We start from the raw sequence: 14,709 nt of genomic DNA, 5'->3' as shown, positions 1-14,709 counted from the left end.
CACAAAAGGCGATCGCGTTCATCCCTTTAGAGAAACCTTCTTCAAAGGATAGTTTGTTTGCAAGCAACTCGTAGGGTGGGAAATGTCCACCTTACGTTTAATTTTGTCTACCTACTTAATATTTGTTTGTCTTCTGTGTTACTAACTTTTATCCTAAATTTTAGATAAACAAATAGCAGTTTTTTCTACCTTCTAAAGTATGTTTATTAAAAGATTAAAAACCTCTCTTAAGACATAGCCGATTGCAATATTTAGGTTAATTTCAGTACAGAATTATTCAGAACAATTGCTTATCTTGGTGGCAAAGGAAGTTGATGCTTAAGCAAATTAGGAGAGCTAATGCTATGCAACTACAAGAAAAACCCCAACTCCAACCCAAGATTGACTCAATTTTTCCGGACGAATCTAGTATTCCAACAGAATTCCAGCTACCCGACCCGATACATCAAACTGAATATCTGATCGATGGCTTGTTACGACAGTGGGAGGGGTCAAGGCAAGAAGTCTCGTCATCAATTTATGTGAAAACGGCAGATGGGTTTTCCCAAAAAGTGATTGGCAGCGTTCCAATGTTGTCAGAAAAAGAAGCCCTCGAAGCGCTTGATGCTGCCGTAGTAGCCTATAACAACGGCAGAGGACATTGGCCGACAATGTCTGTCAGTGGCAGGATTGAGCATATTCAAGACTTCGCCTATCGGATGAAGGAGAAGAAGCAGGAAGTTGTCAATCTCTTGATGTGGGAAATTGGCAAGTCCTATCCAGATTCCGAGAAAGAATTTGACCGCACGATTGCTTATATCGAAGACACGATTGATGCCCTCAAGAACCTGGATCGAACCAATTCTCGGTTTGTACTCGAACAGGGAATCATTGGTCAAATCCGCCGTGCGCCTCTGGGGGTAACGCTTTGTTTAGGCCCAACAAATTATCCGTTGAATGAAACCTTTACTACACTGATTCCTGCCCTGATTATGGGCAATACAGTGATCTTAAAACCACCAAGGTTAGGAGTTTTGCTCAATCGTCCACTGCTAGAAGCGTTCCGAGACGCATTTCCTCCAGGTGTGGTCAATGTCATTTATGGAAAGGGTCGGGACATCACTCCTCCCCTAATGGCTTCTGGAAAGGTTGATGCATTGGCATTTATTGGCTCAAGTAAAGCAGCCAGTTCCCTGAAAAAACTGCATCCTAAGCCGCATCGCTTGCGGAGTGTCCTAGGTTTAGAGGCGAAAAATCCAGGTATTGTTCTGCCTTACGCTGATTTGGACTTGGCGGTTAAAGAATGCATTTTGGGAACGCTTTCTTATAATGGACAGCGTTGTACGGCTTTGAAAATACTATTTGTCCATTCTCAAATTATCGATGTCTTTCTTGAGCGTTTTTGTGATGCGATCGCTAATCTGAAATTTGGTATGCCTTGGGAAAAAGGTGTCACGCTTACGCCGCTACCAGATATAGAGAAGCCGAAGTATCTCACCGAACTTGTTGAAGATGCTAAACGCTACGGCGCGAAGGTTGTCAATGAAGCAGGCGGCACTGTCAACAAAACCTTCTTCTATCCGGCTGTCCTGTATCCTGTTACTTCACAAATGCGGGTGTATCACGAAGAGCAATTTGGTCCTGTAATCCCCATAGTTCCCTTCGATGATATTGAAGTTCCAATTCAATATATGGTTGAGTCTGATTATGGGCAGCAGGTCAGCATTTTTGGAAATAATGCCAATACAATCTCCAAACTTGTTGACCCATTAGTTAATCAAGTCTCCCGTGTAAACCTGAATAGCCAATGCCAGCGTGGTCCTGATACCTTTCCCTTTACCGCAAGAAAAGACTCTGCTGAAGGTACACTTTCTGTTACTGATGCATTGTATGCCTTTTCTCTCCCTACTTTAGTAGCGGCGAAACAGACAGACATTAATAAAGGAATGCTGACCCAAATTGTCAGAGAACATAAATCAAACTTTCTCTCAACTGATTTCATTCTTTAGACAGCAAAAAACAATATAGCAGTTAGCCCTCAGCTATCAGCCATCAGCTTTTTTTTTCCTGTCAAGTAGCACTTGTTTCGCAGCCTTTAGCAATACCTCATTTAGCTGAGAAACACTATAAAATCCCCTCCTGAGAAAAGTCAGCAGGAGGGGAGCATGATATAGCAAAAGGCAGAAGAGAGAGGGCAGAAGGCATTCGATTTGACTACTTACGTGTTCGCACGTTTGCGACGACGAATCCCCATCAAACCAAGTGCGCCTACACTTGCTAACGCCCCTAACGTACCCGGTTCAGGGACAGACTCAACGCGGCTAGCTGAAGCGGAAACCGTGAAGTCGTTATAGTCCGAGTCGCCTGTGTAGGAGTCATTTATAGCAATCAATACCGTTGAATCAGCAGCAGAGTCATTCGTAAAACGAAACGGCAGTTGGTTATTGTATTGTGTGCCTGAGAAGACTGTAGTGGCAGCATTGGCAGCTAAACCCAAGAAGTAGTTTACCCCCGCCTCAAACGTGTAGCTGACTTCACAAGAAACAACCGATACCCCACAAGTTCCCTGCCAGTCATTCTCGCTACCGTTGTCGCTAGCTTGAACTTCAGAAATTAGTGTTTGAAGAGAATTCTTTGAGGCATCGTAAACGCCAAAATTAGAGAGATATTCCCCCTGAGATTGCAGGAACGTGAACGTGACTTTAGTATTGTCGCTAAAGGAAAAACCTCCTGTAGAGTTAAGGTCAGAAGACCCTGCTAAGGATGCTGCTTGGGCTGGAACACATAGACCAACAAGTGTCGCAGCCGCTGCCGCTACACTCAGGCTATGAATCAGTTTTGATTGCATTTGAGTTCGGTTCTTACGGCAAAAGTGATGCATTGTTTCACCCATCCAGGTTGCAGCGGCGCTAAAAATAATTGAACTGAGAAGACAGCTTTGAATTCAGCGCTTGTGAAGCAAAGAATTGTAGCTAAATTAACATTGTCGTGTCTATCTATTTTAGGAATCTTGTTCAACTCTTCATCTATCTCAGAGCTGAAGTGTGGTTCTGTGTTGTAGCAGTTTTAGATCCTTGCTGGAGTAGATGCACCCAATTGGAGGGCGTAGAGATTAGCGTAGACACCGCTTTGAGCAATTAACTGCGCGTGAGTTCCTTGCTCTACAATTTGACCTTGCTGGATCACTAAAACCTGATCAGCTTGAGTAACGGTGCTGAGGCGGTGAGCAATGACAAAGCTAGTACGACCTTCCAGCAAACGTGCGATCGCATTTTGTACCAGTGCTTCCGTGCGTGTATCAATACTACTTGTCGCCTCATCCAGAATTAAAATCTGGGGATTTACAAGGACAGCACGAGCAATACTAATCAACTGCCGCTGACCTTGACTCAGGTTAGCCCCTCGCTCACCGAGAAGGGTACAGTAGCCTTGGGGTAGAGACGTAATGAACTCATGAACATTAGCAACTTGAGCAGCCGCTTCAATTTCTGCGTGTGTTGCCTGAGGACAACCAAACGCAATATTTTCCGCAACCGTGCCACTAAATAAAATATTGTCTTGCAGAACAATCCCAATCTGCCGCCGCAGACTTGCCTGTGTCACACTCCGAACATCAATACCATCGACTTTGACAACACCACCCGTCACATCATAGAAGCGCAAAATCAAGTTGATAATCGTACTCTTCCCAGCGCCTGTTGGCCCTACCAACGCAATCATCTGCCCTGGTAGGGCATGGAGATTCACACCTTTGAGAACTAATTGCTCTGGGTTATAGCCAAAAGTGACATCCTCAAAACAAACCTCGCCCCGGAGTGGGGGCATCTCCCCAGCATCAGGTGCATCGTTGAGTTGTGAAGGCTCATCTAATAGTAAGAAAATGCGTTCCACTCCAGCCATTGCCGCCTGCGCTTGCGTGTAAAACTGGCTGAGGAATTGAATGGGTCGGAAAAACTGCTGCACATAGAGTAAAAAGGCAGTCACCGTCCCTACTGTCGCGGCTCCTGTAACAGCGAGATAGCCCCCATACGCCAACACAGCAGCGGTTGCCAAGGTATTGAGGAAGTCGATTGAGGGTAAAAAGGCAGCAGTGATTGCCACGGCATGGACATTGGCATCACGGTTGGCAGCATTTAGACTCGCGAACTCTTCTATATTGAGTTGCACCCGATTGAACGCCTGCGCTTCACGGACACTACCAATGTCTTCTTCTAGCTTGGTAGAAAGTTCACCAATCGTCTGACGAGTCACCCGAAATCTTGCTCTTGCCCAACGTGCAAACAAGCCTGTGGTGAAAATCATTAACGGCACAACCAAGTTACTCAATAAACCCAGCCGTAGGTTCATCAGGAGCATCGCGATGATAATCCCAACCAAGCTGAACAGACTGCCCAACGCTTGAGAAATCGTTTGTCCAAAAACCTGATTCACCACACTCACATCGTTGAGTAGACGACTCATCAAGTCTCCTGCTTCGCTGCGGTCAAAGAAGCTGATGGGAAGGCTTTGGATTTTCGTAAAAATATCTTGACGCAGTTGGGCAAGCAGATGCTGCATGAGCCAACCGACTCGGTAAATCTGACTCCGGAACGCTTGGAGACCAATGAGGTACACAATCACCAGTAAACTCAACATCAGCAGCAACCCCCGCAGGTTGCCTTGAGCAATGAGATTGTCAATCGACCAACCGATTAAGAAAGGCCCAATCGCTTGAGTAGATGCACCAAGTACCACTGAACCAAATGCGAGTGGAAGCTCTTTACGATAGGGTTTCAGGTACTGCAACAACCGTCGTAGTGTCGGGAGTTGCTTACTCACCTTCTTTTCGGGTGTAACAACGGAGCCAGTACCAGTCATGTTCGTTTGGGGTAAGGTAGCAGAGTGAACTACCCACACTAAATCGAAGCGATTATAGTGTGGGCTTCTAACATCGTAGGGGAATGCCTCAGAACGGACTTGCGTCCCAACTTTGGTCTTACTTCCCCTCCGTTAGCAGAGACGGCTGTTCCATCCGTCTGTAGCATTCTGATGCCTTCTGCTCTAATATTCGTTGCAGCATTACCATCGCGGTCATGACGAGTACCGCAATTAGGGCAAGTCCACTCCCTAATAGCAAGTGGCAACTCATCAACCTGGTAATAGCAGTTAGAGCAGAGCTTGGAACTAGGGAGCCATCGGTCAACCTCTACCAACTTGCCGCCTTTTTTCTCTAGCTTGTAAGCCAGGAAATTAACAAAGGTTCCCCATCCAACGTCAGATATTGCTTTAGCTAAATTGTGATTGCGTACCATGCCCTTGACATGAAGACTCTCTACTACGACAACTTGACTATCATTGACGAGCTTTCGTGAAAGCTTATGTAGGAAATCCTGACGGGATTTAGTTACCCGTTCGTACACTTTAGCTACAGTCTTTTTAGCTTTGTTCCTTGAATGACTTCCCTTTTGTTTTTTAGCTAGCTTTTGTTGCTTGCACTTGAGATTTTTTTCATGCTTGGCAAGGTGTCTAGGGTTGTTATACTTAGAGACTTTGCCGCCATCACTTGTAATGGCAAAATGAGTCAATCCTAAGTCAATCCCAATTACTTTGCCATCAGTTGAAACTTCTGGGTTGTCACCTTCAGACTCCGTCAATATTGAGGCAAAGTATTTACCAGATGGGTCTAAACTGACTGTTACGGTTTTGATTGTTCCTTCTATGTTCCTGTGCAGTTTGGCTTTAATTTTGCCAACTTTGCCAGGAAGCTGAACAAATCCATCAAGTACTTTGACATTTTGAGGATACTGAATCGATTGCTTGCCATGCTTTGACTTGTAACGCGGAAATCTAGCACGACCCGCAAAAAAGTTCTTGTATGCGGTGGTTAGATTTAGCGTCGTTGCTTGCAAAACTTGGCTGTAGCATTCAGACAACCATATAGTCTCTTCGGATTTCTTGAGTTTTGGCAAAAAGGAGTTAAGTGCTGACTGACCAAGGCTTTTACCCGTTTCTTTATAAGTCTCAATTGACTTATTTAGCGCGTAGTTCCACCACCATCTAGCACATCCAAAGTGCTGAGACAGTAGGACTTGTTGCTCTGTTGTTGGATAAAGTCGAACCTTGACCGCTTGCAAGAGCATCTTAATACCTCGTTACTGCATTATACATATTTCAGTAAAGTAATCAGGAAAATTTGGAAATTTCCGTTCCTCCAATTTCCCGCCTTTCATCCCGCCGCTAAACCATCGGCGGCACTCGCTGCGCTCAATATGTCCGCCTTGGTTATAGCGGGGGACTTCCCGGCGAATTAGTTAACGGGCACAGAAGCCATCAAGTCATAGTTTAGTCGGGTGTGTCTGTAAAGTCTAAAAATCGGCTAATGAACAGGTCTCTCGTTATAACCTGTTCTTCATTTGAAGGTGCATGAAGCCGCATAATTGTTTCAAGCATATTTTAGGTCAGTTTTTTGCGACTATTGACCTGTATTGGCTGTTACCTTTGGTAAGAATGGAAAACGATATTGTTCTTTTTCTTGTTAGTGTTGGTGTACTTGCCCTCTATCTCATCTTCTCTGCACTGACTGAGATGGGTACGAAACTCCCTTGGAAGAAATAGCAGCAAAAGAGAAATGATAATCTATTGAATTACCAATAACATCTCTGTCAATTACTTTTAGTTCTATAGAAATATTGATAAATTTCCTGAAATCCTAAATTTGCATAAAGCTTCAGAGCGGCTTCATTGCTTGCAACTACCTGTAGATAGGCTTTTGTTGCACCTTTGTTTTTAGCCCAACTTAAAATATTTAATATCAATTCTCTTCCGTATCCTTTTCTTCGCTTATCTTTAGCTGTAATAATTTCAAAAAGTCCAATATATTGATTTTCTAAGACTCCTAAGCCGCAAGCTACAACTTGATTGTCTTTGATTAATATAGAAAAGCATTTTTCGGAAGCGATATTATGCAAGATGCTTTTGAGTGGTTCCTGTTCTTCTAGAGGGATTTCTCGTAAGTAAGCAAAGTTTGCCAACCACTCTTGGGAAAACTCTGTCCAAAATCTGATTGCACTTGTAGGTTGAGGTTGAAAGACTTCTAAATCCTTGACTTGAACATAGCTAATATCCTTCTTCTCAAATCCCGATGCTTCTAAGATTTCATCCAAATTTTCAGGATGTGCAAGTGGTGTTATCCGAAAAATCGTGGCAAGATTTTTACTCAAATAAACTTCCCGACATCTTTTGATTTTCTCCTGAACATTTTCAGTACTTCTATAAACAGGATTAACTGAATTGGCTCGTTTAGTATGTCCATTGGCAAATCGCAAAATCCAACCATCGTAGAGGATTTGTTGTAAGGATGGCCAAGCGTTCAGAGATATCTCTTCAATTGTCCTGATCAACTCATAAGAAGTTCTGTCCATCACTAATAGAATTGGTTTCACAACTATGGCAGTTAGCGTTCAGCTATCAGCCATCAGCGTAATTGGCTTTAACTCAAGCATCAAGAGGATTAATGCCAAGCATTGCTAATAATCTAGAGCTAAAATGTGTTGATTGTGGGATGAAATCGTCAATCCAAGCTGTTCGTTGCTGAGCTAACTGGTTAGCTTGCCAGACTCTACCACTTGTCACATCTAAGCAGGTTAACCAACCTTTCCCATAAACCCTGGTATCAATGCAGATGGCGTGACCAAGATTAATCGGCAAACCACTTTTTTGGCTTGTATGTCCACACACCATCGTTTTGCCGGAAACGTGGGGATCTGGATGACGAAACTTTTTCCAGAAGAGCATAGAAGCGGGTTGCTCTGCCAGAGCTAGATTAGCATGAGCGTTAGCATGGACGAAAAAGTGTGTATTTGTCTCGTACCAGTCTAGGCAGACATTCTCAAGAAAGTCCCAGTGATTGTCAGGTATATCCGACAATTTACCGACTTTGCCAGATTTGGAATAAGACGCTAGGGTAGCCTCACCACCACGTTCTAACCAGTGTGACTTTTTCAGGCGGTGGTTGCGTACTTGTAACATCATCACTTCGTGATTGCCACGTAGAGCAATTAACTGCTCATTTTCGTGTAGTGTGATCAATCGTTTGATAACACCTTTTGAATCTGGGCCTTTGTCTACATAGTCACCGAGTGTGACGATTTTATCGTTTGGTTGGGGTTTCACAGCGGCAATGAGCGTATCAAATGCGATCGCACAGCCATGTATGTCCCCAATGGCAAGAATACGCATGGTGAACTGGAATCAGGTAAGTCCTAATACCTATAGTAGAAAAGATATAGGTTATTACTTACTCATTTAAGCTATATCAGTCGGGATATTTTCGGCAAGAATAATAAGATTCTCACTCCTGTGGTGTTAAGGAGGAGTTCTATCTGCCCTCGCTGTAGGGCTTCCCAGCTCATTTTCCTTAACATGCGTCAGTAGCGCGCCATACACTACTACAGCAGAACCAATCAAACCCGATTAAACATACAGATTCGCTACATAGTTCCCATAACCGTTATAGGGAAGCGTTGGGCGTTTCTCCCATTTCAATCCTGGTCCTTTGCTAATAAATTTTTCAGTCGCTTGTGACCAGCGAGGATGAGGCTTATTGGGATTAACATTCGCCTCAAAATCATACTCGTGGGAATCTATCGTATTCCAAAAGGTTGGTGGCTGAGTGTCGAGAAACTCAATTTTTGCGATCGCTTTTGCTCCCTTGAAACCATACTTCCATGGCAACACAGCTCGAATTGGCGCACCGTGCTGCTTTGGTAGCATATGCCCGTAGTTACCAATTGCAAAAAACGCGAGGTCATTTGCCATTTCCTCAAGGCGTAGACCTTCTGTATAAGGCCAAGGCAACTTTTTGCCCAATGACCATAAGGGACCCACTGTAATTTCCTTATCGTAGTAGGACGTAAAACTCACAAATTTAGCTTGATCAGTTGGCTCAACGGCTGCAATCAGCGACTTCATTGGAAACCCAATCCAGGGAATAACCATTGACCAAGCTTCAACACAACGAAACCGATAAAGACGTTCTTCTATGGGAAAGGTTTTCTGCAAATCGTCTAAATCATAGGTGCGGGGATTTTTCACTAAACCCGTCACCTCAACTTTCCAGTCTTCAGTCGGTAACGCTTGAGCCGCTTGCCAGATCGACTTACCACTGCCAAATTCGTAGTAGTTGTTATATTGTCCTGCCAGAATCGCATCGGTCGTCGGTCGGTCAACCGCAGAGAAAGTGGAATTAGGTTCAGCGGCTAGACTAGCCGTATCCAGGCTATCGGCTAATTTGCTATTGACTTGCTCACCCTGCTTACAGCCGACAATAGGCATAATCGTTGCTCCTACACTAGCGCCAAGCAGGGTTTTGAGAAAGCGACGGCGATTGAAGTATACGGATTCTGGAGTTGCTTCTTGTTCTGGGATCTCCCAGGATTTGGGTACACGAATAATTGTCATTGGATACTAAACTTGCAAACGGCTGTCTTTGCTAACCGTATCAATTATTTGAACAGCAGAGTGATGCCGTTAGCTTCAGTGAACTCAAATCTTGCAGCAAATCGTCCCAGTTCCTCATCTCCCCATCACGAATAAGGTCAGATTGCTATCGTAAAGTATAAGACACCCTCCATTGTCTCTATAGCCATCTATATAGCGCGTGACTATGTTGCCAGTTATTTACTCAGATGAGTTTCTCAAGCACGACACTGGTCGCTTTCACCCTGAACGGTCAGAACGCCTGACAGCCGTTGTTAAGGCTCTAAAAGCTGTGCCTTGGGCTGACAAAATTGAGTGGCAGTTGCCGACCCCTTTGGAAACTCGTCCAGTGATGCCTCTATTGGAACAAGTTCATACTCGGCGCTACATCGAAACCGTTCGCGAAATTGCGACAGGAGGGGGTGGAATGCTGGATGCGGATACACCCATTTCTGCCAACAGTTACGACATTGCTCTACTGGCAGTGAGTGCTTGGTTAGATGGCGTTGATGAAGTTCTCTCAATTAATAACCCGGCTTTTGTGCTAGCACGTCCACCAGGACATCATGCTGAGCGTAATACGGGAATGGGATTTTGCCTATTTTCTAATGCTGCGATCGCAGCTTACTATGCTCTGGAAAAACCAGGTATCCAACGAGTTGCCATTCTGGATTGGGATGTCCATCACGGGAACGGTACACAAGAAATTGTCGAGAGCGATGCCCGAATTGCTTATTGTTCACTGCATCAGTCTCCTTGCTATCCCGGTACTGGTTCATCGAGTGAGCAAGGTGCCTACAATAATGTACTGAATTTGCCCATGCCAACGGGCAGCACACTGGCGGACTATCAACCCGTATTTGAACAGAAAGTCATGCCGTTTTTGAAAGATTTTCAGCCAGATTTACTCATTGTCAGTGCAGGGTATGATGCCAATGCCGCTGATCCTTTGGCAGGAATTGCACTACAGCCTGAAGATTATGGGCTATTTACTAAGTACTGTCTGCAATTAACTCGTCGTATTGTTTTTGGTCTAGAAGGTGGCTACCATCTCGCAGCACTTGCTTTGTCAGTTGCCGCGACGATTGAAAGTTGTTTGGCTTAAGCATACAAATTAATGGCTTACCATACACTTCCTGAAATAGGCGCACAGCCGTGTGCCCTACAGATGTGTGTTTTATGTTACTGAAATAGGCACTGATGTAGTTCTCTTCCCTTTGTCTTTACAAAGTCTTTATGAATCCTTAATAAATCTACACATAGGAACCATGCTTACCAGTTTCCCTACAAGTCACGCTAGCAAAAGGTTGCTATTTCGTACTTTTACGGCGTTCTCAGGTCAAGCTACTGATGCTCCACACTAGTAGTAGTTTGTGTCAAAAAGCTGTTTAGCATCAGTCTAAGGAAATATTCTTCTCTATCTTTGGGTATACTTGGCAAAACTATGCGTCTCTACTGGAGGGCATAGGCAAGCACCCTTTAGACAGGAAATGCAATAGCCAAGCATGAATCTCTTAGACTTAGATCAAGAAATTGGCAAGATGGCAAGAGCGATAATGGCTCGAAACAGTCTGATTGTGGAAGCCCTTATCGCTCATTTGAGAACGGAATTAACGCCTGAATGTGTAGCTGGTGTGTTGATTATAAGTATTGAGCGTGTCGTCTGGTTTGACACAGAGGCAATTGTTTGGGCGGTAGAAAATCTGATTCCTGCGGACATTATGCAGGAAATTCGCCGAATCACTTCATTCACAATCTATAAGCAGCTAGTGGCAAAGGGATTTGTGCCAGGTCAGGATTTGAGTGTGGATGCTGATGGTAACTTGCTCTTGAAAAAGAAAGTGAGAACTATCGCGTGAGTGATAGTTAAGCAAGTGAGGACTACGTGAGCGATCGCTTTTTACTTGTTGCCAATGATCTGAAGTTGGTGCCATGCGATCGCTTCAGCAAAGTCATACGACCTTATAAGTTTTTTTCTGAGAACATAACGCCTGAGGATTAACTGAAGTTACAAGCTAATCCGTATATTTCTTAACTCTGTGTATTAAGGCGATCGCTCTCTGGGAGCTATCGAAAGTAATATTTATCTTCAATGAGTTCAGCTTAGGCTATCTTCACTGATTTTTCATCAACTCTTTACGCTAAAGCTAAATAATTACTTTAACAACTAGTTTTCGTCATTTATGATGAAATCAGGTTTATACAAAACCAAAGAGAAAACGATAGTGAGCTTCTTTGATGGAAGGCTCGGCTTTTCTCCCACTAGATAGTTACAAATCTGCATTGCAACACCTCATGAGATAGTAGGTGGGCGCGTTTTCCAATCTAGATAGCTGACTAACCCTATCCTGGTTCAGCATTGCTTGGGAAGAAAACCGTGTGCATCCCTCAAAGGCTTACAGATATTAGTTCTATCCCTTGTAAATAGATAAATAACAATTAACATAACTGCCTGGTTATGTGATTTTCCATGACAGAACAAGCTCTTGCCCGTAGACCAATAACTCAATCCACTGACATCCTGGCTCAATTGCAGAGTGGTCAACTGCTTAGGGTTAGTGGTTGTCGTGGCAACGCTATTATTATTTGCCATCGTCACCATGCAGAGTTAGCCGGCCCCGGTGCTGCTGTTGGTGGTGTTTTTGACCTCAATTGTAGTCGAGTAATTCCAGTCGGAAATATCTCGTTAGTCTATCCTGAATCTCGGAGTGAGCGGCACAAAGCCTATACTTTGCGTCAACGGTGGATGCTTTTTACTCTCCATTCGATGGAAAGTTACGTGCCGTTGCAGCGGGCAACGAACTTCTTGTGCTTACTGTACAAGTATTTTGACCCGCAAATAGTTGAGCAACTACCTGATGAGATTCTTGCTCAGTTAGTGGGAGTGCTACCAAAAACCATCAGTATGGTACGTCAAGCCCATAACTTTCAACCAGACAGTGTGCCACAAGCCTCACAACGCTCAAGGGTTTAACCAACAAAGGGCTACTGAGTAAGGGGGAGTCAAGAATTACTCTTTCCCCCTTCTCTTGCGCGTATCAGGTTTTTAGATCAACTTGACCGCCCTCAGCCCAAAGTATAGGGCTACAGCTACGCCTGTGGCGCCACCAAGGATTACGAAGTAAGCGATTACTCCAGACATTTACGTTTCTCCACAAAAACTCATATGAGTCTATTGAAACATCTGGTGGGATAGAATACTGCCCACGGTTGTTGGGAAAAAGGGTTTTTGTAATGAAGTCTGTAATTCGTGTGGATGTACCAGAGCAGTCTTACGATATTGCCTTTGTGACAGGCGGATTGGATGATTTGGGGGTTTGGATGAGCCGCCTGAAGCTGGGTAAGAAAGTTTTAGTCGTGTCTAATCCGGTCATTTTCAAAAAATATGGGGAAAAAGCGATCGCAGCGTTAAAGTTAGTGGGATATGAAGTGGAAAGCTGCATCCTTCCAGCAGGTGAGCGCTACAAAACCCTCAAGACATTACAAAAAATCTACGATATTGCCCTGCAACAGCGCTTAGAACGCTCCTCCACAATGGTTGCCTTGGGAGGTGGAGTCATTGGTGATATGACTGGTTTTGCTGCTGCTACCTGGTTGCGGGGGATTAACGTTGTACAGGTGCCGACATCACTTTTAGCAATGGTTGATTCCTCCGTCGGGGGTAAGACTGGTGTCAATCATCCCCAAGGAAAAAACTTGATTGGTGCATTTTATCAACCACGATTTGTTTTAATTGACCCCTCCGTCTTAAAAACCTTGCCGCCACGAGAATTTCGGGCAGGGATGGCGGAAGTGATTAAGTACGGCATTATTTGGGATGCTGAGCTATTCAACAAGTTGGAAGAAGCGAAGCGTCTCGACCAACTACGGTATGTGAGTGAGGAGTTGTTGGAAATTATTCTCTCTCACTCCTGCCAAGCGAAAGCCGATGTTGTCAGCAAGGATGAGAAAGAAGCGGGTTTAAGAGCGATTCTGAACTATGGTCACACAATTGGTCATGCGGTGGAAAGCTTGACTGGCTACAAGTTAGTTAATCATGGGGAAGCGGTTGCAATTGGGATGGTTGCAGCAGGTCAAATTGCGGTGCAACTCAAAATGTGGAAGCCAGAGGACACCCAGCGTCAAGATGCCCTAATTCAGAAAGCGGGATTACCGACTCAGTTACCCAGTGGACTGGATATTGAAGCAATCCTTGATACTCTGCAAACGGATAAAAAGGTCAAAGAGGGTAAGGTGCGATTTATCCTCCCTACCCAAATTGGCGCGGTAACGGTAACTGACCAAGTGCCAGCCGATGTGATTCGGCAAGTGCTTCGGCAAATGCAGCCGTCATGAATTTGCAGAAGATTGAGCTAGGGTAAATAGTCGGTCAGCCATTGACTCTATTCGCTGCTGGTAAGCTAGCTGAGAACGCCAAGATTCTGGTATTCCGCTTTCCCCATAGAATGCTCCTGCCAACTGTCCATAAACAGCGCCTGTTGTATCTGCATCATCGCCCAAGTTAACGGCAAGCAAACATCCTTCCCGAAACGAATGACTGTTATAAAAAGCCCATAATGCCGCTTCTAGAGATTTAACCACGTAGCCTGAACCCTGAATTTCTGGCGGTTGGCGGTGTTTGAATGACCCTAAGGTGATTTCGTCAATTTCCTTGACTAACGGGTTTTCTTCCCAGTATCCAGGAACAGGACTATATCGTTCTGAAAGCAATTCTTCGCGACTCACTCCATTGACAGCACCCACGATGAGCGCCCCTAGATAGCGGCAGGCATCGACAGCGACTGTTGCTTGGTGAGTTGTTCGCGAACTTTCTGCTGACTTCTCAATCGCTTCTAGAGGTTTTTTGGCATAAAACAACGGTACTGGTGCTAAGCGCATGATTGAGCCATTTCCAGCACTTCGGGGGTCAGTGGAACCACAATAGGGTTCCTGTGTCTTCTCAAATTGTCTCAGTCCATCTATCGTAGTGTTGCCAATGTCGAAACATCGACCTGTGCTGCTCAGGTAGCCTTCCCTCCACCAGCGCACGTACTTCTGTAATTGATGAACGGGATTAAAATCCTGTTGCTCAATGAGACTTTCAGCTAAGCACAGAGCCATTGAAGTATCATCTGTCCACTGCCCTGGCTGTAGCTGGAACGGTCCACCGCCAACCATATCCTCAATGGGTGTAAATGAACCGGGTGGCTTGAACTCTAGTGTGGTTCCCACTGCATCTCCCACCGCCAAGCCTAAAAGACTGCCACGGTAACGCTCAATTGTCTCCATTTTGGA

General features: G+C 44.7%; 13 protein-coding genes. 5 read left to right on the top strand and 8 right to left on the bottom strand.

Features of this window, described 5'->3' with window-relative positions; genetic code table 11:
- The first annotated feature begins 344 nt into the window (after positions 1 to 344).
- Positions 345 to 1,988 (top strand): NADP-dependent glyceraldehyde-3-phosphate dehydrogenase, encoded by a 1,644-nt coding sequence (locus H6F98_RS15100; protein ID WP_192219519.1) that lies wholly within the window; start codon positions 345 to 347, stop codon positions 1,986 to 1,988.
- A 209-nt stretch (positions 1,989 to 2,197) separates the two neighbouring features.
- On the opposite strand, the gene H6F98_RS15095 is transcribed toward H6F98_RS15100, so the two are convergent.
- From H6F98_RS15095 to msrP, 6 genes are all read right to left on the bottom strand, one after another.
- Positions 2,198 to 2,827, bottom strand: a complete 630-nt coding sequence (locus H6F98_RS15095; RefSeq protein ID WP_199348501.1) for a PEP-CTERM sorting domain-containing protein — start codon at positions 2,825 to 2,827, stop codon at positions 2,198 to 2,200.
- Between the two features lie 218 nt (positions 2,828 to 3,045).
- A complete protein-coding gene (locus tag H6F98_RS15090; protein WP_192219517.1) occupies positions 3,046 to 4,836 on the bottom strand; it encodes an ABC transporter ATP-binding protein in 1,791 nt (596 codons plus the stop codon).
- 38 nt (positions 4,837 to 4,874) lie between these two features.
- A complete protein-coding gene (locus H6F98_RS15085) occupies positions 4,875 to 6,098 on the bottom strand; it encodes an RNA-guided endonuclease TnpB family protein (protein ID WP_192219516.1) in 1,224 nt (407 codons plus the stop codon).
- 522 nt (positions 6,099 to 6,620) lie between these two features.
- Complete coding sequence (locus tag H6F98_RS15075; RefSeq protein WP_206759654.1) at positions 6,621 to 7,379, bottom strand: GNAT family N-acetyltransferase; 759 nt, start codon at positions 7,377 to 7,379, stop codon at positions 6,621 to 6,623.
- Between the two features lie 73 nt (positions 7,380 to 7,452).
- On the bottom strand, positions 7,453 to 8,196 hold the full coding sequence (locus tag H6F98_RS15070; RefSeq protein WP_192219514.1) for a metallophosphoesterase family protein: 744 nt from the start codon (positions 8,194 to 8,196) through the stop codon (positions 7,453 to 7,455).
- Positions 8,197 to 8,430: 234 nt separating this feature from the next.
- A complete protein-coding gene (msrP, locus tag H6F98_RS15065; protein WP_192219513.1) occupies positions 8,431 to 9,417 on the bottom strand; it encodes a protein-methionine-sulfoxide reductase catalytic subunit MsrP in 987 nt (328 codons plus the stop codon).
- Between the two features lie 205 nt (positions 9,418 to 9,622).
- On the opposite strand from msrP, the gene H6F98_RS15060 reads away from it, so the two are divergent.
- From H6F98_RS15060 to H6F98_RS15050, 3 genes are all read left to right on the top strand, one after another.
- Entirely contained in the window at positions 9,623 to 10,540 is a 918-nt protein-coding gene (locus H6F98_RS15060) for a histone deacetylase (protein WP_192219512.1), read from the top strand.
- 400 nt (positions 10,541 to 10,940) lie between these two features.
- Positions 10,941 to 11,294 (top strand): hypothetical protein, encoded by a 354-nt coding sequence (locus H6F98_RS15055; RefSeq protein WP_192219511.1) that lies wholly within the window; start codon positions 10,941 to 10,943, stop codon positions 11,292 to 11,294.
- A 611-nt stretch (positions 11,295 to 11,905) separates the two neighbouring features.
- On the top strand, positions 11,906 to 12,409 hold the full coding sequence (locus H6F98_RS15050; RefSeq protein ID WP_192219510.1) for a hypothetical protein: 504 nt from the start codon (positions 11,906 to 11,908) through the stop codon (positions 12,407 to 12,409).
- A gap of 72 nt (positions 12,410 to 12,481) precedes the next feature.
- On the opposite strand, the gene H6F98_RS15045 is transcribed toward H6F98_RS15050, so the two are convergent.
- Entirely contained in the window at positions 12,482 to 12,577 is a 96-nt protein-coding gene (locus tag H6F98_RS15045; protein WP_192219509.1) for a cytochrome b6-f complex subunit PetL, read from the bottom strand.
- 92 nt (positions 12,578 to 12,669) lie between these two features.
- Here H6F98_RS15045 and aroB point away from each other — a divergent pair, with 92 nt between their 5' ends.
- Positions 12,670 to 13,770 (top strand): 3-dehydroquinate synthase, encoded by a 1,101-nt coding sequence (gene aroB, locus H6F98_RS15040; RefSeq protein ID WP_192219508.1) that lies wholly within the window; start codon positions 12,670 to 12,672, stop codon positions 13,768 to 13,770.
- Here aroB and H6F98_RS15035 read toward each other — a convergent pair.
- The gene (locus H6F98_RS15035; protein ID WP_192219507.1) at positions 13,765 to 14,703 is read right to left on the bottom strand and encodes an ADP-ribosylglycohydrolase family protein; all 939 of its coding nucleotides are present in this window, start codon (positions 14,701 to 14,703) and stop codon (positions 13,765 to 13,767) included. The genes aroB and H6F98_RS15035 overlap by 6 nt on opposite strands.
- Positions 14,704 to 14,709: the final 6 nt, after the last annotated feature.

Source organism: Microcoleus sp. FACHB-SPT15 (assembly GCF_014849525.1).
GTDB lineage: Bacteria > Cyanobacteriota > Cyanobacteriia > Cyanobacteriales > Coleofasciculaceae > Symplocastrum > Symplocastrum torsivum.
Note: the sequence above shows the minus strand (reverse complement) of the source record. Positions and strands in the feature narration are given on the sequence as shown.